Source organism: Xanthomonas massiliensis (assembly GCF_900018785.1).
GTDB classification, from domain to species: domain Bacteria; phylum Pseudomonadota; class Gammaproteobacteria; order Xanthomonadales; family Xanthomonadaceae; genus Xanthomonas_B; species Xanthomonas_B massiliensis.
The window spans coordinates 86160-107137 of the sequence record NZ_FCOY01000004.1; the positions used below are offsets into that span (position 1 = coordinate 86160).

At 73.7% G+C, this 20978-nt stretch carries 16 protein-coding genes and 1 pseudogene; 7 read left to right on the top strand and 10 right to left on the bottom strand.

What is annotated here, in order from left to right:
• Window positions 1-950: 950 nt before the first annotated feature.
• Entirely contained in the window at window positions 951-3143 is a 2193-nt protein-coding gene (locus tag BN3794_RS01640; protein WP_066092387.1) for a primosomal protein N', read from the bottom strand.
• Window positions 3144-3533: 390 nt separating this feature from the next.
• Here BN3794_RS01640 and BN3794_RS01645 point away from each other — a divergent pair, with 390 nt between their 5' ends.
• Together BN3794_RS01645 and BN3794_RS01650 are read left to right on the top strand one after the other, a co-directional pair.
• Window positions 3534-4550, top strand: coding sequence for a hypothetical protein (locus tag BN3794_RS01645; protein ID WP_066092390.1), 1017 nt, complete (start codon window positions 3534-3536; stop codon window positions 4548-4550).
• On the top strand, window positions 4537-5109 hold the full coding sequence (locus BN3794_RS01650) for a DUF3106 domain-containing protein (RefSeq protein WP_236493140.1): 573 nt from the start codon (window positions 4537-4539) through the stop codon (window positions 5107-5109). The genes BN3794_RS01645 and BN3794_RS01650 overlap by 14 nt, the downstream gene beginning before the upstream one ends.
• A gap of 28 nt (window positions 5110-5137) precedes the next feature.
• Here BN3794_RS01650 and BN3794_RS01655 read toward each other — a convergent pair whose 3' ends face one another.
• The gene (locus tag BN3794_RS01655) at window positions 5138-6355 is read right to left on the bottom strand and encodes a DUF3667 domain-containing protein (protein WP_066092394.1); all 1218 of its coding nucleotides are present in this window, start codon (window positions 6353-6355) and stop codon (window positions 5138-5140) included.
• Window positions 6356-6451: 96 nt separating this feature from the next.
• Here BN3794_RS01655 and BN3794_RS01660 point away from each other — a divergent pair, with 96 nt between their 5' ends.
• Both BN3794_RS01660 and sppA read left to right on the top strand, forming a co-directional pair.
• Complete coding sequence (locus tag BN3794_RS01660) at window positions 6452-7813, top strand: MATE family efflux transporter (RefSeq protein ID WP_066092397.1); 1362 nt, start codon at window positions 6452-6454, stop codon at window positions 7811-7813.
• A gap of 87 nt (window positions 7814-7900) precedes the next feature.
• On the top strand, window positions 7901-9805 hold the full coding sequence (gene sppA, locus BN3794_RS01665) for a signal peptide peptidase SppA (RefSeq protein WP_066092399.1): 1905 nt from the start codon (window positions 7901-7903) through the stop codon (window positions 9803-9805).
• 615 nt (window positions 9806-10420) lie between these two features.
• On the opposite strand, the gene BN3794_RS01670 is transcribed toward sppA, so the two are convergent.
• A complete protein-coding gene (locus tag BN3794_RS01670; RefSeq protein ID WP_066092402.1) occupies window positions 10421-10630 on the bottom strand; it encodes a hypothetical protein in 210 nt (69 codons plus the stop codon).
• A gap of 61 nt (window positions 10631-10691) precedes the next feature.
• Here BN3794_RS01670 and BN3794_RS01675 point away from each other — a divergent pair, with 61 nt between their 5' ends.
• The gene (locus tag BN3794_RS01675; RefSeq protein WP_066092405.1) at window positions 10692-11468 is read left to right on the top strand and encodes an SDR family oxidoreductase; all 777 of its coding nucleotides are present in this window, start codon (window positions 10692-10694) and stop codon (window positions 11466-11468) included.
• On the opposite strand, the gene BN3794_RS01680 is transcribed toward BN3794_RS01675, so the two are convergent.
• From BN3794_RS01680 to BN3794_RS01710, 7 genes and pseudogenes are all read right to left on the bottom strand, one after another.
• Complete coding sequence (locus BN3794_RS01680; protein WP_066092408.1) at window positions 11456-12325, bottom strand: DUF4124 domain-containing protein; 870 nt, start codon at window positions 12323-12325, stop codon at window positions 11456-11458. The two genes, BN3794_RS01675 and BN3794_RS01680, sit on opposite strands and share 13 nt — an antisense overlap.
• Window positions 12325-13014 carry a DUF4124 domain-containing protein gene (locus BN3794_RS16175; protein WP_066092411.1) on the bottom strand — a complete coding sequence of 230 codons (690 nt, stop codon included), beginning with the start codon at window positions 13012-13014 and terminating at the stop codon, window positions 12325-12327. The genes BN3794_RS01680 and BN3794_RS16175 overlap by 1 nt, the downstream gene beginning before the upstream one ends.
• Before the next feature lie 58 nt (window positions 13015-13072).
• Window positions 13073-13633 carry an L-threonylcarbamoyladenylate synthase type 1 TsaC gene (tsaC, locus tag BN3794_RS01690; protein WP_066092414.1) on the bottom strand — a complete coding sequence of 187 codons (561 nt, stop codon included), beginning with the start codon at window positions 13631-13633 and terminating at the stop codon, window positions 13073-13075.
• Window positions 13634-13703: 70 nt separating this feature from the next.
• Window positions 13704-16169 (bottom strand): DNA topoisomerase I, encoded by a 2466-nt coding sequence (locus tag BN3794_RS01695; protein ID WP_066092417.1) that lies wholly within the window; start codon window positions 16167-16169, stop codon window positions 13704-13706.
• 265 nt (window positions 16170-16434) lie between these two features.
• Entirely contained in the window at window positions 16435-16908 is a 474-nt protein-coding gene (locus BN3794_RS01700) for a DUF494 family protein (protein WP_066092420.1), read from the bottom strand.
• A 44-nt stretch (window positions 16909-16952) separates the two neighbouring features.
• Window positions 16953-18090 (bottom strand): annotated as a pseudogene (gene dprA, locus BN3794_RS01705) (DNA-processing protein DprA).
• 75 nt (window positions 18091-18165) lie between these two features.
• Window positions 18166-19311, bottom strand: coding sequence for a LysM peptidoglycan-binding domain-containing protein (locus BN3794_RS01710; RefSeq protein WP_066092423.1), 1146 nt, complete (start codon window positions 19309-19311; stop codon window positions 18166-18168).
• A gap of 127 nt (window positions 19312-19438) precedes the next feature.
• Here BN3794_RS01710 and def point away from each other — a divergent pair, with 127 nt between their 5' ends.
• Window positions 19439-19951, top strand: a complete 513-nt coding sequence (gene def / locus BN3794_RS01715; RefSeq protein WP_066092427.1) for a peptide deformylase — start codon at window positions 19439-19441, stop codon at window positions 19949-19951.
• A gap of 100 nt (window positions 19952-20051) precedes the next feature.
• A complete protein-coding gene (gene fmt, locus BN3794_RS01720) occupies window positions 20052-20975 on the top strand; it encodes a methionyl-tRNA formyltransferase (RefSeq protein ID WP_066092430.1) in 924 nt (307 codons plus the stop codon).
• Window positions 20976-20978: the final 3 nt, after the last annotated feature.

The window sequence follows — 20978 nt, forward strand, 5'->3', positions numbered from 1 at the left end:
TGGTGCCGTTGGCGCGGGGAACGGCTGCCGGAGGAAACGCGAACGTAGTCCTGCCCGCGGACGCTTGTCGGCAGCGGGGCGGAACCTGGCTGCGCGGCGGGACCGGCGCAAGGCGCTCCCGCGTCCCGGTGCCGGCAACCAGGTTGGTGCCGTTGGCGCGGGGAACGGCTGCCGGAGGGAACGCGAACGTAGTCCTGCCCGCGGACGCTTGTCGACAGCGGGGCGGAATCTGGCTGCGCGGCGGGGCCGACGCAAGGCGCTTCCGTGTCCCGCCGCGGGCAAGCAGGTTGGCGTCGCTGGCACGGGGAACGGCTGCCGGAGGGAACGCGAACGCGAGCCTGCTCGCGGGCGCCTGCCGGCAGCGGGGCGGAACCTGGCTGCGCGGCGGGACCGGCGCAAGGCGCTCCCGCGTCCCGGTGCCGGCAACCAGGTTGGTGCCGCTGGCGCAGGGGAGGGATGGCTGCTGCGATCCGGCCCCTGGCTCGTGGCGGTCGAAGCGGAGGGAGCTGCGCGACGCTGGACCAGGCGGCGGGTCCTGCGTGCTCCGGGCAGGGTGGCCGGCGGGCTGCCGACGCGCCAGGGTAGCGGCCCCGCTGCCCGGCCAGCGCATGGTAGCCGCCCCTCGCCCCTCGTGCCCGTCCGACACGCCGTCGAGCCGGCGGCACACGGACTCGCCCATCTACGCATGCAGGGAGTCGGCAGCGGCCTGCAGGGTGGCCCGCAAGCCAAGCGCGGCGCACACGCTGCTTGCGCTTTCGCCCGGTGTCGCCGACGCAGGGGACTGTCCGCGACAGGGTCCCGCGGCAGGCACCCGCCGGCGACGGAGCGAGGCGGTACCGGCGATGCTTGGCGGCATCGCGCTCCCCGCATGTGCGTCGGGCGCAGGCGGCGGCCGCCCTTCGGCCCGGTTGCGCGGCCGAGGCAGGCGTCGTGGCTGCCTCGGCGTCGCCTCAGTACAGGTCCAGCGGATCCACGTCCAGCGACCAGCGCACCCGGCGCGCGGCGGGCAGGGCATAGACCTGCGGCAGCAGCCGGTCGAGCAGGTGGTGCAGGGGCGGCCGCCGCCCGGCCGAGAACAGCAGCTGGCTGCGCTGGAAGCCGGCCCGGCGCGGCATCGGCGCGGGCATCGGGCCGTGCACTTCCACCTGCGGGTCGTCGGCCAGGGCGCGGACCTGGGCCAGGAACTGCTCGGCCACCTGGCCCTGCTTGGCCTCGGCGCGCATCAGCGCCAAGTGGGCGAACGGCGGGAAGCCGGCGGCCTCGCGCTGCGCCAGCTCCGCCTCGGCGAAGGCGTGGTAGCCGCCCTGGACCAGGGTGCCGAGCAGGGCGTTGCCGGGATGGTGGGTCTGCAGCCAGACCTCGCCGGGCAATGCGGCGCGACCGGCGCGGCCGGCGACCTGGATGAGCTGCTGGGCCAGCTTCTCGCCGGCGCGGAAATCGGCCGAGAACAGGCCTTCGTCCACGCCCACCACTACCACCAGGGTCAGCTGCGGCAGGTCGTGGCCCTTGGCCAGGATCTGGGTGCCGACCAGGATGCCGGGCGCCTGGCCGAGCGTGGCCAGCTGGTTCTCCAGCGCGTCGCGGCGCGCGGTGGTGGCGCTGTCCACGCGCAGCACCGGCACGTCGGGGAAGGCCTCGACCAGGCGCTGCTCCAGGCGCTCGGTGCCCACGCCCTGCGGCTGCAGCGCCAGCGAACCGCAGGCCGGGCAGGCCAGCGGCGCCGGCTGGCGCGCGCCGCAGTGGTGGCACTGCAGGCGGCGCCCGCCGGCGTGCACGGTCATCGGCGCATCGCAGCGCTTGCACTCCGCGCTCCAGCCGCAGTCGTGGCACAGCAGCACCGGGGCGTAGCCGCGCCGGTTCTTGAATACCAGCACCTGGCCGCCGGCGCCCAGGGCGCGCTCGATGCCGGCCATGGCCTCCGGCGACAGGCCGTCCTGCAGCGGGCGCTTGCGTACGTCCAGCACGCGTACCGCCGGCGGCCGCGCGGCCCCGGCGCGGCGCGACAGGCGCAAGTGCGCATAGCGCCCGCCGTGCGCGTTGTGCAGCGACTCGAGCGACGGCGTGGCGCTGCCCAGCACCACCGGTACGTCCAGGGCGCGGGCGCGCACCAGGGCGAAGTCGCGGGCGTGGTAGCGGATGCCGTCCTGCTGCTTGTAGCTGCCGTCGTGCTCCTCGTCGATCACGATCAGCCCGGCCTCCGGCAGCGGCGTGAACACGGCCGAGCGGGTGCCGACGACCAGCCGCGCCTGGCCGCTGCGCGCGGCCGCCCACACCCGCGCGCGTGCGCCGTCGGACAGGCCCGAGTGCAGGGCGTGCACCGGCACGCCCAGGCGGGCGCGGAAGCGCGCCAGCGTCTGCGGGGTCAGGCCGATCTCAGGCACCAGCACCAGGGCCTGGCGGCCGCGGGCCAGGCAGTCGGCCACCGCGTGCAGGTACACCTCGGTCTTGCCCGAGCCGGTGACGCCGTCGAGCAGGAACGGGGCGAAGCCGCGCGCGGCGACGATCGCGGCCACGGCCGCGGCCTGCTCGTCGTTGAGCGGCGGGCCGACGCTGGCGGTGGCCGCCGCCGGCGCGTCCAGCGGCACGCGCTCGGCCAGCCCGCGCCGGGCCAGGGTGCGGGCGGCATCGCGCCAGTCCCCGACGACCCCTTCCAGCCGATCCTCGGCGAGGGCCCCCTCGTCCAGCAGCAACCGTGCCAGCCGGCGCGGCCGGCCCTCGCGCATGCCGGCCAGCGCGGTGGCGCCGGCTTCGGTCAGGCGCCAGCCCCACGGGCGCGGGTCGGGCAGCGCCTCGCCCCGGCGCAGTGCGGCCGGCAGTGCGGTGGCCAGCACCTCGCCCAGCGGTGCGTGGGTGTAGCGGGCCAGCCAGTGCAGCGATTCCAGCAGCTCGCCCTGCAGCAACGGCCCGGCATCGGCATCGGCATCGGCGTCCAGCCAGGCCAGGGCCGGGCGCAGCTCGGCCCCCGCGTCGGCTTCGGCGGGGGTGGCCACGACCAGGCCGACAACCTCGCGCTGGCCCAGCGGTACGCGCAGGCGCTGGCCGATGACCTGCGCCGGCAGCGGGCCGGGCGGTGGGCGGTAGTCGAACAGCTGCGGCAGCGGGACCGGCAGGGCCAGCCGCAGGACGGGGGCGGCGTCGGGCATGGCGTCAGTCTACCGGCCGGGACCGCTGTACTTGGCCCACGTTGCTGCGTTCGGAATCATGAAAATCGCGTAAATGCACGTCCCTGTTGGGGAAACCGGTTTATCCACACGGCATGTGGATAAGTCTGTGCATGAGGGAGTGGATTCACGCCGTCAGGCCCCTGACCGCGGCATCGGGACCGGATTGGTCAAAAAAACGCCATATTGAAAATATCCTTTTATTTCAATCACATGGGCGTGGAACCATGGCGCCGCGCGGCGCCGGCCGGCGCAACGGTGCGGGTTGACGAGGGGGGCGCATCGTGCTGTGCACAACGTCGCGCGGCCGGAGCGCCGCGGCCGCAAAAGTCAAGCGGGCAGGCGCGGCGGGGGCTGGCTATCATGCCGGCGATGAATGCACCTTCCGCGATCCCCGCCGACGGCGCCCCGCCTGCCGCCCTGGCGGCGTTCCTGCGCGGGATCGAGCGGCGCGGACTGGTGCTGGCGCTGTGCCAGTGCGGCGACGAGGACGCCGGCACGCGCGCGCTCGCGGCCGCCATGCGCACCTTCGCCGGGCGTGCCGCACCGTCGCCGATCGCGGACTGGCCGGCGCGCTTCTGGCACCTGCTGGCGGCCAGCCCGTTGCTGCGGCAGCCGGTGGCCGCGGGCGACTGGCCCCGGGACCTGGCCGCGCTGGCGGCGATCGCGCCCCTGGACCGGCTGGCGTTGCTGCTGCGCCTCGTCGCCGGGCTGGACGAGGCGGCCGCGGCCCGGGCGCTGGACGTGGACCAGGGCGGCTACCGCGCCGCGCTGGCACGGGCCTGCCCGCGCGATGCGCAGGGACGGCCGGACGCAGGCGCCTGGCGGTCCCTGGCAGAGGCCCTGCAGGCGCGCGTGCGCACGCTGCCGGAGGCCATCGTCGCGCGCCTGCACGCGCTTTACCGGAGCGAACCGGCAGTGCCCGCGGCGACGCCGGCGGTCCCCGTTCCCGGCGGGCCGCGCCCGGCCACGCCGGCCCGGCCGCCGTCGCCGCGCCGCGTCCGCCGGGCCTGGCGTTGGCCGTCGTGGCGGCCCGGCCGGCGCCTGTGGCTGGCCGTCGCGGCGGTGCTGGGCGTGACGGGCGGTGCGTTGCTGTGGCATCGCCTGGGCCACCATGTGACCCTGCCGCCGGATGCCGACGGCGGCTGGACGCCGGCGATCGTGACCGAGCCGTTGCCCGGGACCAACGCCGACATCGCGCCGGTACCGGCCGCGCCGGATGCGGCCGACGCCGCGATGCTGGCCGATCCGGACCTGGCACTGGCCCGCGATGCCGATTTCTATGCCTGGGTGGCGGCCGGCGAGCCGGTGCCCGCGCCCGAGACCGAGCCGCCGCCGGCGAACGCCCCCGCCGAAGGCGCCCTGGAGACCGAGAGTGCGGACGAATAGCCTGAAGCGGGCGCTGGCCGGTGGCGCGTGCGCCCTGGCCGCGGTCTGGGCCGCGGCGGCGGCGTTGCCGCCGGCGGTGGATGCCGGCGGCGCCGGCTCCGGGCCGGCGCCGGTGGGCATGGCGCAATGGCAGGCGATGTCTCCCGGACAGCGCCGCGACCTGCGGGCGCGCTATGCCGCCTGGCAGGCATTGCCGCCGGCCGAACGCCAGCGGGTGCGCGCGGCGGCCGTGCAGGTGCAGGCGCTGGATCCGGCCGCGCGGCAGGCGTTGCGGGCGCGCTTCGACGCGCTGGACCGCCTGCATCGCGAAGGCTGGCAGCTGGGTCCGGAACTGGGCGGCGACTGGGCGGGCCTGCAACCCCTGTTCGGCTTCGTGCCGGTGGCCCAGCGCGAGGTCCTGCTCGGCCTGCTGCACGGCCTGGCGCCGGCGCAGCGCAGCGAACTGGTGCGCCTGGCCGCACGCACTCCGCCGCACGAGCGCGCGGCCCTGCGCGAGGCGTTGCTGGCGGTGCCCCCGGGCGAACGCGACGCCTGGCTGGCCAGCCACGCCCGGCGCTGAAGCGCCCGGCGGTGCCGCGGGTGCGGGCTTACAGGTGGGCCAGGCTGGTGAAGGCCAGCCACAGCGCGGCGAAGGTGACCAGCCAGGCGTAGAGCCAGCCGAGCACCATGTACTTGGGCACGGTCCAGCGCCAGCGCTGGTCGTAGACGCGCTTCTGCATCAGCAGCAGGTACACCGGCATCCACGCGACCAGGGCCGCCACGACCAGGCCCAGGCCGGCGGCGGCCCAGCCGGCATGCGGGGCGATCCAGGCGCGGGCCATGGCCAGCACCAGCACCACCAGCAGGTCCAGGCACAGGAAGGCATGGCTGTACAGCGCCACCACCAGATGTTCCAGGTAGAGCCGCCCGCTGCCCAGGTAGAACAGCCGCAGCAGGGCGGCGAACAGCGGCACCAGCACGAACAGCGCGCTCGGCACCGCACCGAGGAAGGCGTTGGCCAGCAGTTGCGGGTTGTCGTGCAGGCGCGGCAGGTTGGCCTTGATGTGCTCGATCTGCCCGGTCAGCCAGCGGTTGGCGAAACCGGGCAGGAAATCCACGTGCACGTCGGCCGCGCCGGTGTCCGTGTCCGCGACGGCGGCGCCGCTGTCGTCCTTGCCGGTGCCGGGTGCGGACTCGGCATCGGTACCGGAAGCGGCGGACGGCGTGGCCGTGGTATTGGCATCGGCATCGGCATCGGCCTGGCCGAGCTCGGCCAGGCGCGCATCGGCGCGCTGGTTGACGCGGGCGATGGCCAGCTTCATCGAGGCCTCGCCCGCGGCCTTGCCCATGCCGTCGGGCAGCGCGTCCAGGGCGTGCTGCAGTTCGGTCACGGTGCTGTGGCGCAGGGCCTGCACCTGCTGGGGGGTACGGGCGGCGGAGAAGCGGTCCGACGCCTGGCCGCCGTCGGCCGCGGCGGCGTGGTCGGCGGCGGCCTCGTCGCTGGCGCCGTATTCCACGTGCAGGGCCAGCCGCGCCACGAAGAAGGTCAACACGCTGAGCACCACGAACAGGCGCATCGGCGCTACGAACGGCACCCGGTGCCCGGACAGGTAGGCCAGGGCCAGCCGGCCCGGAGCGAGCAGCGCGCGCAGGGTGCGGAAGATGCGTCCGTCCAGGTGCCAGAACGACTCGAACATCTCTTCCACGGCGTGGCCCACGCTGCGCACCGGGTCATGGGTCGACTGGCCGCAGTGGTAGCAGAACTCGCCCTGCAGGGGCGTACCGCAGTTGCGGCATGACGCGCACGCGTCGGGATGGTCGGCCATGGCCGCATGAACGGGGGGAGGAAGCCCGGTAAGATAGACATTCCACCGGCCCGGTGCCAGCGCATGACGCGCCGGACCGCAGTCGCTCCCGGTTCCATGTCTACCGTCTCCTCTTCCCCCGCGCGCCTGGTCCCCGAGGTGCGCGCCACGGCGCGCCTGGCGCTGCCGCTGATGCTCGGCCACGTCTCCACCGGCCTGATCGGCTTCGTCGACAACGTCATCGCCGGCCACCATGCGACCGACACCCTGGCCGCCGTCACCATCGGCACCTCGCTGCTGTGGCTGCCGATGCTGGTGCCGATCGGCACGCTGGTGGCGCTCACCGCCGCGGTCTCGCACCTGGACGGCGCCGGGCGCCGCGCCGAGATCGGCCCGCTGTTCCGCCAGGCGCTGTGGCTGGCGGCCGCGCTGGGCCTGGTCATGTTCGCCTTCCTGAGCGTGGTGCCGGCGCTGCTGCCGGCGCTGGGCATCGCCGCGGAGATCGTGCCAGGCGCCACCGGCTTCCTGCATGCGGTGCGCTGGGGCGCGCTGGCGCTGCCGCTGTACTTCAGCCTGCGCTACCTCAGCGAGGGCACCCACTGGACCCTGCCGACCATGGTGCTCGGCTTCGGCGGGCTGGCGCTGCTGGCACCGCTGGGCTACGTGCTGACCTACGGGCGGCTGGGGCTGCCGGCGCTGGGGGCGACCGGCCTGGGCATCGCCTCGGCCATCACCCTGTGGGCGCAGAGCCTGGCGATGGCCGCCTACCTGTGGCGCGCGCGGCGCTTCGCCGACCTGGGCCTGTTCGCGCGCTTCGAGCCGCCGCGCTGGGCGCCGATCCGCGAGCTGCTGCGCACCGGCCTGCCGATCGGCGTGACCATCCTGATGGAGGGCGGGCTGTTCATCGTCACCGCGCTGCTGATCGGCCGCCTGGGCGCGGTGGACGCGGCCGCGCACCAGATCGCCATCAACGTGGCCCAGCTGTGCTTCATGGTGCCGATGGCGCTGGCCGAGGCCACCACCGTGCGCGTGGGCCACGCGCTGGGGGCCGGGCGCCCCGACGGCATCCGCCGTGCGGTGCAGGCCGGCTACGTGATCGTGCTCGGCACCCAGGCCCTGTCGGCGCTGGTGCTGCTGGCCGGCCACGGCGCCATCGTGTCGCTGTACACCGACGATGCCGCGGTGGCGGGGCTGGCCTCGGTCCTGCTGCTGTACGCGGCGGCGTTCCAGTTCCCCGACGGCATCCAGGTGATGTCCAGCGGCGCGCTGCGCGGCTTGCGCGACACCCGCGTGCCGATGCTGCTGGCGGTGCTCGCCTACTGGGGCGTGGGCATGCCGCTGGGTGCCGGGCTGGGCCTGGGGCTGGGCTGGGGGCCGCAGGGCATGTGGGCAGGCCTGATCACCGGCCTGCTGGTGGCCGCGGTGCTGATGGCCTGGCGCGTGCGCGCCAGCGTGCGCCGGCTGGTGCCGCTGCCCTGACTTCCAGCGCATGCCGCCGCGCCGCGCGACCGCTATGCTGGTCCGGCGATGCAGCGATGCGCCGCTTCCACCCCGACGGAGCCTTCCATGAACCAACCCGCGCGCCGCAACCCCATCCTCGCCTTCTTCGCAGGGTTGTGGGGGGTGATGAACTTCACCCGGCGTCTGATCCTGAACGTGCTGTTCTTCGGCCTGCTGCTGCTGGTCCTGCTCGGTTTCGTGGCCGCGCGCCAGAGCGGCGCGGTCAAGCCGCTGGCCGATCGCACCACCCTGGTGATCGCCCCGGAGGGCAAGCTGGTGGAGCAGTTCAGCGCCGATCCGGTCAGCCGTGCCCTGGCCCGGGCGGTGGACGACAAGAGCGGCGAGGAAGTGCAGCTGCGCGACCTGGTGCGGGTGATCGAGGCGGCCAAGGCCGACAAGAAGGTCGAGCGGGTGGTGCTGGAGCTGGACAAGCTGCAGCCTTCCGGCTTCGCCTCGCTGCGCGAGGTGGCCGCGGCGCTGGCCGACCTGCGCGCCTCGGGCAAGCAGGTGCTGGCCTTCAGCGAGAGCATGAGCCAGGGCCAGTACCTGCTGGCCGCGCAGGCCAACGAGGTCTACCTGGACCCGATGGGCTCGGTGATGCTGACCGGGCTGGCGCGTTACCAGCAGTACTTCCACCAGCTGCTGGCCGACAAGCTCGGCGTGGACGTGCACGTGTTCCGCGTCGGCAAGTTCAAGTCCGCGGTGGAGCCGTTCCTGCTCGACGGCGCCTCGCCGGAGGCGAAGGAGGCGGACCTGGCCTGGATGGGCGACATCTGGCAGCGCTACCTGGCCGACATCGGTGCGGCGCGCAAGCTCGATCCGGCGCAGATCGCCGCCGGCATCGACACCCTGCCGGAGGGCGTGTCCGCCGCCGGCGGCGACCTGGCGCGCTACGCCCTGCAGCAGAAGCTGGTGGACGGCCTGAAGACCCGCGAGCAGTTCGAGCAGCTGGTGACCGAGCGCGGCGTGGCCGACAAGGACGCCGATACCGGGTTCCGCAACGTCGATTTCGACGGCTACCTGGCCCAGGTCAACGCCCGCACCCCGGCGCTGGACAGCCGGCCGCAGGTCGTCGTGGTGGTGGCCGAGGGCGAGATCCGCGGCGGCGAGCAGGCCGCGGGCAAGATCGGCGGCGACTCCACCTCCGCGCTGCTGCGCCAGGCGCGCAAGGACAAGGACGTCAAGGCGGTGGTGCTGCGCGTGGATTCGCCCGGCGGCGAGGTGTTCGCCTCCGAGCAGATCCGCCGCGAGGTCGATGCGCTCAAGCAGGCCGGCAAGCCGGTGGTGGTGTCGATGGGCGACCTGGCCGCCTCCGGCGGCTACTGGATCAGCATGGACGCCGACCGCATCTTCGCCGACCCGTCCACGGTCAGCGGCTCGATCGGCATCTTCGGCATGGTGCCCAACATCACCCGCACCCTGGACAAGGTCGGCGTCCATACCGACGGCGTGGGCACCACCCGCTTCGCCGGCGCGTTCGACATCAGCCGGCCGATGGATCCGGCGGTCGCGCGGACCATGCAGTCGGTGATCGAGAAGGGCTACGCCGACTTCACCGGGCGCGTGGCCGCCGCGCGCCACCAGTCGGTGGAAGCCATCGACGCGATCGCCCAGGGCCGCGTGTGGAGCGGCGCGCAGGCCAAGGAGCGCGGCCTGGTCGACGCCTTCGGCGGCCTCAAGGACGCGGTGGCCGAGGCGGCCAGCCGCGCCAAGCTGGCCGACGGCAAATACCGCCTGCGCTACGTGGAGAAGCCGGCCTCGCCGTTCGCGCAGTTCGTCTCCGGGCTTTCCGGCAGCCGCGTCGGGGCGTGGCTGCTGGGCGATTCGAGCCTGGCGCGGGTGCTGCTGGCGCGCACGCTGCCGCAGACCGAGCAGCAGCTGCAGATGGTGCAGGATGCGGCCGAGCGCGTGCGCAGCGGCCAGGCCCCGGTGCAGACGCTGGCCTACTGCTTCTGCGGCGCGGGCCTGTGACCTGGGCGCGCTGAAGGACGGGGCGGCGCTACGGTGCCGCTCCGCTCCGGCGCGCGGTAGCGCGCTCGAAGCGAGGTGATCGGGTGGACGCTGGCCGGCAGCCGCCGCCAGTCCTCGTGGCCCAGGGAAGCGGCCCGGCCGATACGAAGCCGGTCACCGGGTTGCCGGTACGCCTGTGCCTGGCCGGCCGGCACTCAGGCGCCTGTGGTGCGGTTTTTTGCGGCACCGGTTTTGCGGCATCGTTCGTCTGGATGTCCGCCATGCCTGGATGGCCGCGCTAGCGCGACCGGATGGGGGTTCCGCCGATGCTGGAGCGACGTTCCCGGTGTGGCGCCGCAGTCGGCGACGTCAGGCCCGGCCGGCATCGTCGTCGTTGGGGAGCGCCTGCAGCCCAGCGCGGCCCGCGGCAGGAAAGTGGTTCCCCCGTGCGCTCTATCGGGTGTTACGGGGATTCAGCGCGTCCGGCGAAATTGGCGGGGCGGAAGTGCCGGTATCGGATCGACCTCACCGGGAGTGATGCCTGCTGCCTCCTTCTCGCGGAGGCACCGGCCGCCAGGACGGCAGGACGTGGCGCGGCGTCGCGAGCAGCGTCCCCGGCACCCGCCATCGGCAGGCTCAGCGGCTGGCCTGGTCGATCTGCGCCGCCTGGCGCGCGGCGTCGGCGTCCACGCTCTGTTGCACGGCCTTGGCCTTGTCTAGCGGCTGCTGGATGGCGCGGCGCAGCGCCTGCGGCTCGGGCGGCCGGTCGGGGGACGGCGGTTCGGGACGGCACGCGGCCAGCAGCACGAGGCCGGCGGCGATCAGGACACGGGGCAAGCGGTTCATCGGCGCATCCCAGGGTGGGCTGTGGGTATCCTACCCGCCTCCACGGCACACCGGACCGCCCATGACTTCCTCCCGCTGGCGACTGGATGGACAGACCGCGTTCGTGACCGGCGCCAGTGCCGGCATCGGCCTGGCGGTGGCGCGCGAGCTGGCCGGGCTGGGCGCGGACCTGCTGCTCACCGCGCGCGATGCCGATGCGCTGGCGGCCGCGCGCGAGGAACTGCTGGAGGACCATCCCGGCTGCGCCATCGAGGCCATCGCCGCGGACGTGGCCGAGGAAGGCGACCGGCGCGACCTGCTGGACTGGGTGGAGGACCGCGGCGAGGGCCTGCGCATCCTGGTCAACAACGTCGGCGCCAACCTGGCGCGGGCGGCGGTGGACTACACCGAGGACGAGTGGCGCGGGTTGTTCGAGACCAACCTGTTCTCCGCCTTCGAGCTGTCGCGCTACCTGCATCCGCAGCTGGCGCGCCATGCCGGCGCGGCGGTGGTCAACGTCGGCAGCGTGGCCGGGCTGACCCACCTGCGTACCGGCGTGGTCTACGGCATGGCCAAGGCCGCGCTGGTGCAGATGAGCCGCGACCTGGCCTGCGAGTGGGCCGGCGACGGCATCCGCGTCAACGCGGTGGCGCCGTGGTACGTGCGCACGCGGCGGACCTCGGCGCTGCTGGCCGACCCGGACTACTACGAGCAGGTGATCGAGCGTACCCCGCTGGGCCGGGTCGGCGAGCCGGAGGAGGTGGCCGCGGCGGTCGCGTTCCTGTGCCTGCCGGCGGCGGCCTACGTCACGGGCCAGTGCTTGGCGGTGGACGGCGGCTTCCTCGCCTACGGGTTCTGAATCCCGCCGTCGGCGGGCGTATCCGCGCAGCCGGCGGCGCGCAGCACGGCGCTGGCCCGCTCGAAGGCCAGGCGCGCAGCATCGTGTCCGTCCGCGCCATCCGCCTCCACCCCCTCGCCGGTGTCGCCGCCGAAGCGCCAGGCCTGTTCCTGTGCGGCCGCGCGTTCGCGCCAGGCCGCGCACAGCCCGGCCTCGGGCACCGGGTCGCACTTGTCGCGCTTGACCTCGCAGGCCTGGGCACCGCCCAGGTCGCGTCCGCCGCCCAGGCCGGTGGTGCGCATGGCCACGCAGCGCGGTGGCGGCTGGTCGGTTTCGCCGAGGTAGTTCCGGCCGTCGTAGATCCGGCAGCGGTACAGCGGCGGCGGGGCTTCCCGCCGGTCGTCGTCAGCCGGGACCTGCGCGGGCGCCTCGGCCTCCGTCGCGGGCGTCGCAGGGGCTGGCGAGGCGGTGGCTGGCGAGGCAGGGGACACCGGCGTGGCGGCGACAGCCGAGGCCGGCGCGGGCGCAGGCGGAGGTGCCAGGGCCTGCACCACCTGCTTGAACTTCTGGCGGCTGCCGCGCGGGCAGGGGGCCTGTTGCACGCTGAGCCGGTCGCCGGCATCCAGGCAGCCGTACAACATCGTCGCGGCGCCGTCCCGGCCGGCCGGCGGGACGCCCGGAGCCGGGGGAGCGACCGCATCGGCAGGCGCCGTCATCGTGCGTACTTCCTGGCGGCTGCCGCGGGCGCAGCGCTCGCTCTGCAGCGACACCGCCCCCTGCGCATCGGTGCAGCGGTACAGGGTGACGGTCTGGGCGTGGACGGGCCCCGGCAGCAGCAGGGCCGGCAGGAGCAGTCGCCAAACGCGCGGGCCGGCCATCAGGTGCCGCCGCAGTCCTGCGCCAGGCGTGCGTCGATGCCGCGCTGTTCGCGCTCGATCGCGTGCTGCTCGCCCTGCAAGGCGCTGTTGTAGCGGCGGATCAGCTCCCAGCGGCGGTCCCGCAGGCGGCTGCACACCTCCTGCTGCGGCAGGGCGTGGCAGCGGTCGCGGACCTGGACGCTGCCGTAGGGGACGATGGCGCCACGGCCGCCGCCGCGCGGCGGCGGCACCGAAGGGGACGCCGGGGCGGGGCCGGACGCTGGACGGCCGGGTGCGGGGCCCCTGCCGCCGCCGCCCGGTGCGCCCGGTATCCAGGCGTAGGTCCAGGTCGGCACCCAGCGCGGATTGCCTTCGCCGTCGTCGCTGGTGTAGCGCGTGCCGTCGGGAGTGACGCATTCGTACATCGGCTGCGGCGGTGCCACCTGGACCAGGCGGACGTCGCGCGGCGCCTGCGTTGCCGCGGCGGGCGGTGGCTGTCCCGCCACCGGTGCCGGCGGATCCTTCGGGCGCGCGCTGCGCAGGACCTGCTGGCGCTGGCCGGCCGGGCACGGCACGTCCTGCACGCTGAGGGCACCGCCGGCGGCGGTGCAGCGATACAGCACCACCTCGTCGTCGGCCCGGTCGGCTGCCGTCGCCGGCAGGGCCAGCAGCAGGGCGATCAGCCAGCGGGGACGGAAGGCGCGGCGCATGCGGGCATCTTGCGGGCAAGCGCCCGGCGACGGAAGCCCGCAAGCCCCGCCGTGGGGATCAAGCGCGCAACTGCGCGCCGCTGAGGGCATCGCGGATCGGCGTGGGGCCGGCCAGCCCGCCGGTCTCGCCGTGGTCGAGCACGCCGTCGATGGCGGCCACCAGTTCCGGATCCAGCTCGTCGCGGGCATAGGCCGGCGGCATGCCGGCGAAATTGGCGCTGGTGGACACCAGCGGCCCGCCGAAGGCCTCGCACAGGGCACGCATCTGCGGATGGGCGGTGACGCGCACGGCGATGCCGTCGTGCGCCCCGGTCACCCAGCGCGGCGCGCGCGCGCTGGCCGGCAGCACCCAGGTATGCGGGCCCGGCCACTGCGCGGTGATCTCGTCCAGGCGCTCGCGCGGCACCCGTGCCAGGTCCAGCAGCGACTGCAGCTGCTCCAGCCGCGCGGCGGCCAGGATCAGTCCTTTCTCGATCGGGCGGCGCTTGGCCGCCAGCAGGCGCAGCACCGCCGCCTCGTCCATCGGATCGCAGCTCAGGCCCCAGACCGCTTCGGTGGGGCAGGCGACCAGCCCGCCGCGGCGCAGCGCGGCGACGGCCTGGTCCAGGGACAGGTCCATGACCCGGTCTCCTCGCAGGGAAAGCGCCATTGTCGCGCGGCCGGGCGTCGCCGGCACGGCCGCGCGCGGCTCAGCCGGCGGCCTTCTTCGCCACGGTCTTCTTGGCGACCTTCTTGACCGCCTTCTTGGCCACGGCCTTCTTGGCGGCCTTCTTGGCCGGCGGCGCGGCATCGGTCGCCGCCGGCGCCTTCCTGGCGGCGCTCTTCCTGGCCGGGGCCTTGGCCGCCTTGCGGCCGAAGCCCTTGCGCGCCGGCTTGCCGGTTTCCTCCAGCAGCTGGCGTGCTTCCTCCAGGCTCAGCGAGGCCGGCTCGCGGTCCTTGGGGATCTTGCCGTTGAGCGTGCCGTCGCTCAGGTACGGGCCGAAGCGCCCGTTGAGCACCTGGATGTCGCTGCCCTCGAAGGCCTTGATCACCCGGTTGCGGGCGATCTCCTCCTTCTCCTCCACCAGCGCCACGGCGCGCTCGAGCTCGATCTTGTACGGGTCGTCCTCCTTCTTCAGCGAGGCATAGGTGCTGCCGCGCTTGACGAAGGGGCCGAACCGGCCGACGCCGACGCTGACCGTCTCGCCGTTGTTCTCGCCCAGCACGCGCGGCAGCTTGAACAGCTCCAGCGCGTCCTCCAGGGAGATGGTGTAGATGCTCTGGCCGGGGCGCAGCGAGGCGAACTTCGGCTTTTCCTCGTCCTCGGCGGTGCCGATCTGCACCAGCGGGCCGAAGCGGCCGATGCGCGCGCTGACCGGGCGCCCGCTGGCCGGATCGCTGCCGAGCATGCGCACCGAACCGGCGTCGGTCTTGTCCAGGGTGTCCTTCTTGTCCTCGACCAGCTCGTGGAACGGGCCCCAGAACCGCTCCATCAGCGGCACCCACTGCTCTTCGCCGCGGCTGACCGCGTCGAGGTCGTCCTCGAGCTTGGCGGTGAAGTCGTAGTCCACGTAGCGGGTGAAGTGGCCGGACAGGAAGCGCGCCACGGCGCGGCCGACGTCGGTGGGCTTGAGCGCACGGCCCTCCATCTCGGCGTACTTGCGGGTCAGCAGGGTCTGGATGATCGAGGCGTAGGTGGACGGCCGGCCGATGCCGTACTCCTCCAGCGCCTTGACCAGCGCGGCCTCGGTGTAGCGCGGCGGCGGCTGGGTGAAGTGCTGCTCGGCGTTGATGCGCTCCAGCGGCACGCTGTCGCCGGGCTTCATCGGCGGCAGCTTGCGGCCCTCGTCCTCGTCCTCGCTGCTCTTGCTGTCCTTGCCTTCCTCGTACACCGCCAGGAAGCCGGACACGACCACCGTGGTGCCGGTGGCACGGAAACCGTGCTCGCTGCCGGCGGCCAGTTCCACGCTGACGGTGTTGAGCGTGGCCGGGATCATCTGGCAGGCCACCGCCCGCTTCCACACCAGCTCGTACAGGCGGCGCTCGTCGTCGGACAGGAAACGCGCCACCTGCGAGGGCGTGCGCAGCGCGCTGGTCGGGCGGATCGCCTCGTGCGCCTCCTGGGCGTTCTTGGACTTGGTGTGGTAGGCGTTGGGCTGGTCGGGCAGCGAGCCGGTGCCGTAGTCGCGGGCGATCACGTCGCGGATCTCGGCCACGGCCTCCTGCGAGAGGTTCACCGAGTCGGTACGCATGTAGCTGATCAGGCCGACCGTGCCTTCCTCGCCCAGGGTCACGCCCTCGTACAGCTTCTGCGCCACCTGCATGGTCTTGCGGGTGGTGAAGCCGAGCTTGCGCGAGGCCTCCTGCTGCAGGGTGGAGGTGGTGAACGGCGGCGCCGGGCGGCGCTTGCGCTCCTTGCTGGTGACGTCGGTGACGTGCAGGCGGCCCTGGGCGGCCTGCTGGATGCGCAGGCGCGCGGCTTCGGCGCCCTCGCCGTCGGTGAGGGTGAACTGCTCGACCTTGGCGCCGTCGAGCTTGACCAGGCGCGCGCTGAACGGCTGCGCCGGATGGCTGCACTCGGCGCTGACGGTCCAGTACTCGCGGGCCTTGAAGGCCTCGATCTCCTCCTCGCGCTCGACGATCATGCGCAGCGCCGGCGACTGCACGCGCCCGGCCGACAGGCCCGCCTGCACCTTGCGCCACAGCACCGGGGAGAGGTTGAAACCGACCAGGTAGTCCAGCGCGCGGCGCGCCTGCTGGGCATCGACCAGATGGTCGGCGATCGCGCGCGGGCGGGTCATCGCCTCGCGGATCGCGCGCGGGGTGATCTCGGTGAACACCACCCGGTGCAGCGGCCGGCCCTCGAGCAGGCCGCGCTCCTTGAGGATCTCGGCGATGTGCCAGCTGATCGCCTCGCCCTCGCGGTCCGGGTCGGTCGCCAGGAAGATGTCCTCGGCGGCCTTGGCCGCCTTGGCGATGGCGTCGACGTGCTTCTCGTTGCGCTCGATCAGCTCGTAGCGCATGGCGAAGCCGTGGTCCGGGTCCACCGCGCCCTCCTTCGGCACCAGGTCGCGCACGTGCCCGTAGGACGCCAGTACCTGGAAGTCCTTGCCGAGGTACTTGTTGATCGTCTTGGCCTTGGCGGGCGATTCGACGATGAGCAGATGCTTGGGCATGGTGGGGGCAGCGCGCAGAAGGAGGGAGTGGGACGTGTATACGGGGGGCGGTGCACGGCGAGGTGAACGCGCCGCGGTGCCGGCCACATAGACGGCGACGCCCGGAGAATCCGATTCCCCGGGCGTCTGCCTGAACCCATTATAGTCAAATCACGGCCGGCGCCGGGCTGTCAAGGCATGCGGCCTGCGCACCGGGCGCGGCGGCGGCAACGCCGGCGGGCACCGGCGCGGCCCGGCGATGCCCGGCGATGCCCGGCCTGGCTGGTCAATGGACCGGCTCGGGCTCGTCCAGGAACATCTGGGTTTCCATCCAGGCGTAGGCGGCCTCGGCGCCGGGCTGGTTGAACAGCACCATCAGCACCACCCACTTCAGGTCGTCCAGGTCCAGCTCGTCCTGGTCCAGGGCCATGGCGCGGTCGACCACCAGCTCGCGCTGGTCGGCCGAGAGGATGCCGTGCTGCTCCAGGAACAGCAGGAACCCGCGCGATTCGGTGTCCAGGCGGTCCAGCTCGGCGCCGTGGTAGACCCGCACCGGGCCGTCCACGCGCGCGGGGGCCAGTTCCGGGCGCTGCTCGGCGAGCGCGTCGAGCCAGTCGAAGGCCTTGCTGATTTCCGCGGGGCTGAAGCCGGCCTGGATGAGGCCGTTCTGGAGGGAGTCGCGATCGCGGATCAGGTCCGCGTCCTCGGAGAAATAGTGTTCGAACAGGTACAGCAGGACGTCCAGAATGCTCTCTTTCATTGCCCCTCGGCCTGCGTCGCGCGGACGCTGTGGAGGTGGAGAAACTAGGGTGCGCGCTGGTAGCGCCCGTGGGCGGCCGCCACCTTTCCATCCAGTTCCATGGCCAGCAGCATGGAGGACAGCCGGGCGGGCGTCAATCCGGTGCGCCCGACCAGTTCGTCCATACCGGTTGGGTCGTGTCCGAGGGCCGACCACAAGCGGTTGTAGTCGGGATCGGCCGTCGCGGCGGCGGGAACGGCGGCGTGCGGCGCCGCTCCGTCGCCCTGAATGGGGCCGGGCGGGGGCGTAGCGCGTTAACGCGGCGGCCATGTCCTCCAGCACCTGGTCCGGGGTTTCCACCAGGGCGACCCCGTCGCGGATCAGGCGGTGGCAGCCGCGGGCCATGGGATTGTGGATCGAGCCGGGCAGGGCGAAGACCTCGCGCCCGGCCTCGGCGGCCAGCCGCGCGGTGATCAGCGCGCCCGAGCGCAACGCCGCCTCGACCACCACGGTGCCCAGCGCCAGGCCGGCCAGGATCCGGTTGCGGGCCGGGAAGTGCGCCGCGCGCGCGGCGGTGCCGGGCGGGTGCTCGCTGACCAGCGCGCCGTGGGCGGCGATCGCCTCGCGCAGGCCGGCATGGTGGCGCGGATAGGCCAGGTCCGGGCCGGTGCCGAGCACCGCCACGGTCGGATGCCCGGCCTCCAGCACGGCGCGGTGCGCGGCCGCATCGATGCCCGCGGCCATGCCGCTGGCCACGCACCATCCGGTATGGGCGAAGGCGAGGGCGAACAGACGCGCGTTGGCCAGGCCGCCGGCGGTGGCGGCGCGGGCGCCGACCACCGCCAGCTGCGCCCGCCACAGCAGCGCCGGGTCGCCCTCGACGAACAGCGCCAGCGGCGGCTGCGGCGCGGCGGCCAGCAGCGGCGGGAACTGCGGTGCCCGCCAGCCGATCAGGTGGTGGCCGGGGAGGTCCAGCCACGCCCGCCCGAGGGCGGCGCGTTCGCGGTCCGGCGTGCCCAGGCGGGCGATCTGGCGCGCGTCCAGGCCGGCCTCGCGCCAGGCGGCGGGGCCGGCACGCCAGGCGGCGGCCGGCGCGGCGTGGCATTCCAGCAAACGCAGGCGGGGTGCGGCCGCCCCGCCGGCCAGGACCAGGGCGAGCAGGGCGTGGGTGTCGTCGCGGCCGGGATCGAGGGCGGGTTCCATCCGGCCGAGCCTGGCGCGGATGCGACGAGGGCGCCCTCGGGCGCCCTCGCATTCACCTGTCGGGGATTTCCGGCCTCACTGCGGCAACGGTGCGTCGTCCGGCGAGCGGCCCTGGTAGCCGACCTTGACCGGCTTGACGCCCTTCATCACCAGGGCATAGCTGACCTTGTCGAAGGTACGGAACACCATCGCATGGGCCGCGTATTCCTCCGGCAGCTTCACCGTGCCGCTGCCGGCCGTGTAGCCGGCGTTGGCGCGCGAGAACCGGTGGTGGCCGACGCGGTCGTTGACGTACGAGCTCTGGTTCCACAACGAGAACACCGTGCCGTTGTCCACGCCGTCGCGGGCGCCCACGGACAGGGCGATCACGTCGCGCGGGCCGCCGGAGGTGAAGGTGTCGGCCACGGCCAGCACGCGCCCGTCCGCCGCCAGGGCCTGCGCCGAGGGCGGGTGCGGGATGAACTGCAGGTCGTAGGGATGGGCCTGCACCGGCACGATGCGGTCGCCGGCACGGACCTCGCGGCCGCTGTCCTCCAGGCGCAGCGAGACGCTGTCCAGGCCTTCGCCCACGCTCGGCACGATGGTGCCGACGTTGACCTGGGCCAGCTCGTAGCCGAGCAGCTCGTGGCGCTCGTCCGGGGCCATGAAGGACTTCCAGAGGTTGCCGCTGCCGGGCGTGAGCGAGCCGTCGGCGTTCAGGTCCTCGTTCGGGCGCGGATGCGCGTAGCGCACGGTGGGCCGCACCACGGCGTAGCGCTGGCCGGGACGGGCGTCGTGCAGGTTGGCGACGTAGGCGAGCTGGCCGGCGCTGGCGCGCAGGCGGTTGTCCTCCAGGCCGACCACGTAGGGCAGCTGGCGGAAGCTCTCGTCGGTGATGCTCAGGTTCTTCAGGAACGGCTCGACCTCGGCCAGCGGAATGGCGTCGATCGGCGCTTCCTGGCGCGGGCCGGGGGCGATCTCGCCCTTGGCGACCCGGTCCAGGTAGGCCAGGCTGAGCACGTCGCCCGGATAGATCAGGTGCGGGTTGGCGACCTGCGGATTGGCCTGCCAGATCTCCGGCCACAGCCAGGGCTTGCCCAGGAAGCGGCCGGCGATGCCCCACAGGGTGTCGCCCTTGCGTACCACGTAGGTGTCCGGGTGCTCGCCGGCGGTCGTGGCCGCGGCGTAGGTCGCCACGGTCAGGGCCGCCACGGCGACGACCGTGCGGAGTCGTTTAAACATGCGGATTCAGCCTGATTCCCCAACAGGTGGGCGCACTATAGTGCACAACACCTCCGGCCGCACAAGCGGTCGCGCTAGAATTGAGACCCTTGCCGGAAGACGCCGGCGCCCCCATAGAGGGAGAACCATGGCACTTCTTCCCATTCTCGAATTTCCCGACCCCCGCCTGCGCACCCACGCGGCACTGGTCGAGCCGGGCGAAATCACCGGCGCGCCGTTCCAGCAGCTGCTGGACGACATGTTCCAGACCATGTACGAAGCCCCGGGCATCGGCCTGGCCGCCACCCAGGTGGACGTGCACAAGCGCTTCATGGTCATCGACGTGAGCGAGGGGAAGGACGCTCCGCGGGTGTTCATCAATCCGCAGATCGTCGAGCGCCAGGGCGGCCAGGTCTACCAGGAGGGCTGCCTGTCCGTGCCCGGCATCTTCGCCGACGTGACCCGCGCCGACACCATCACCGTGCGCTACCTGGACCGCCAGGGACAGCCGCAGGAGCTGACCACCGACGGCCTGCTGGCGGTGTGCGTGCAGCACGAGATCGACCACCTGGAAGGCAAGCTGTTCATCGACTACCTGTCCCCGCTCAAGCGCGAGATGGTGCGCAAGAAGCTGGCCAAGCAGCGCAAGCACGTCGCCTGATCCGGGGCGGTCCGCTCCTCCTCCGGCCGTCCGCCGCAGCCCGTGGCGGGCGGCCGTTTCGTCACGACCGGTCGCCCGGTCCCCCGACTTCCGAGCGCCGATGAGAATCGTCTTTGCCGGTACCCCCGACTTCGCCGTGCCCGCCCTGCGCGCGGCCGCCCGCCACAACGAGGTGGTGGCGGTTTACACCCAGCCGGACCGCCCGGCCGGCCGCGGCCGCGGCCTGGCCGCCTCGCCGGTCAAGCGCGAGGCCGTCGCCCGCGGCATCCCGGTGTACCAGCCGCAGACCCTGCGCGACGAAGCGGCGCAGCAGGCGTTACGCGCGCTGGCGCCGGACCTGCTGGTGGTGGTCGCCTACGGGCTGATCCTGCCCCGGGCGGTGCTGGCCATCCCGACCCAGGGCTGCTGGAACGTGCATGCCTCGCTGTTGCCGCGCTGGCGCGGCGCCGCGCCGATCCAGCGCGCGATCGAGGCCGGCGATGCCGAGACCGGCGTGTGCCTAATGCAGATGGAGGCCGGCCTGGACACCGGCCCGGTGCTGCTGGCCATCACCACCGACATCGACGCCGAGGAGACTGGCGGCCAGCTCCACGATCGCCTGGCCGAGCTCGGTGCGCAGGTGCTCGCCGACGGGCTGGGCCTGCTGCGCGCCGGCCTGGCGCCGCGGCCGGTGCCGCAGCCGCAGGACGGGGTCACCTACGCCCACAAGCTCGACAAGCACGAGGCCCGGCTGGACTGGGGCCAGCCGGCCGAGGTGCTGGCGCGCAAGGTGCGCGCCTTCGATCCGTGGCCGGTGGCCGAGGCCGAGGTGGCCGGCGAGCGCCTGCGCATCCACGGCGCGGTGGCGGTTCCCGGACACGACGGCGCGGCGCCCGGCACGGTGCTGGCCGCTTCCCGGGCCGGCATCGACATCGCCTGCGGGCGCGGCGCGCTGCGCCTGCTCGCGGTCCAGCGCGACGGCGGCAGGACGATCACCGCGGCCGACTACCTCAACGCCCGCCGCGACCTGCCGGTCGCCGGTTGACCA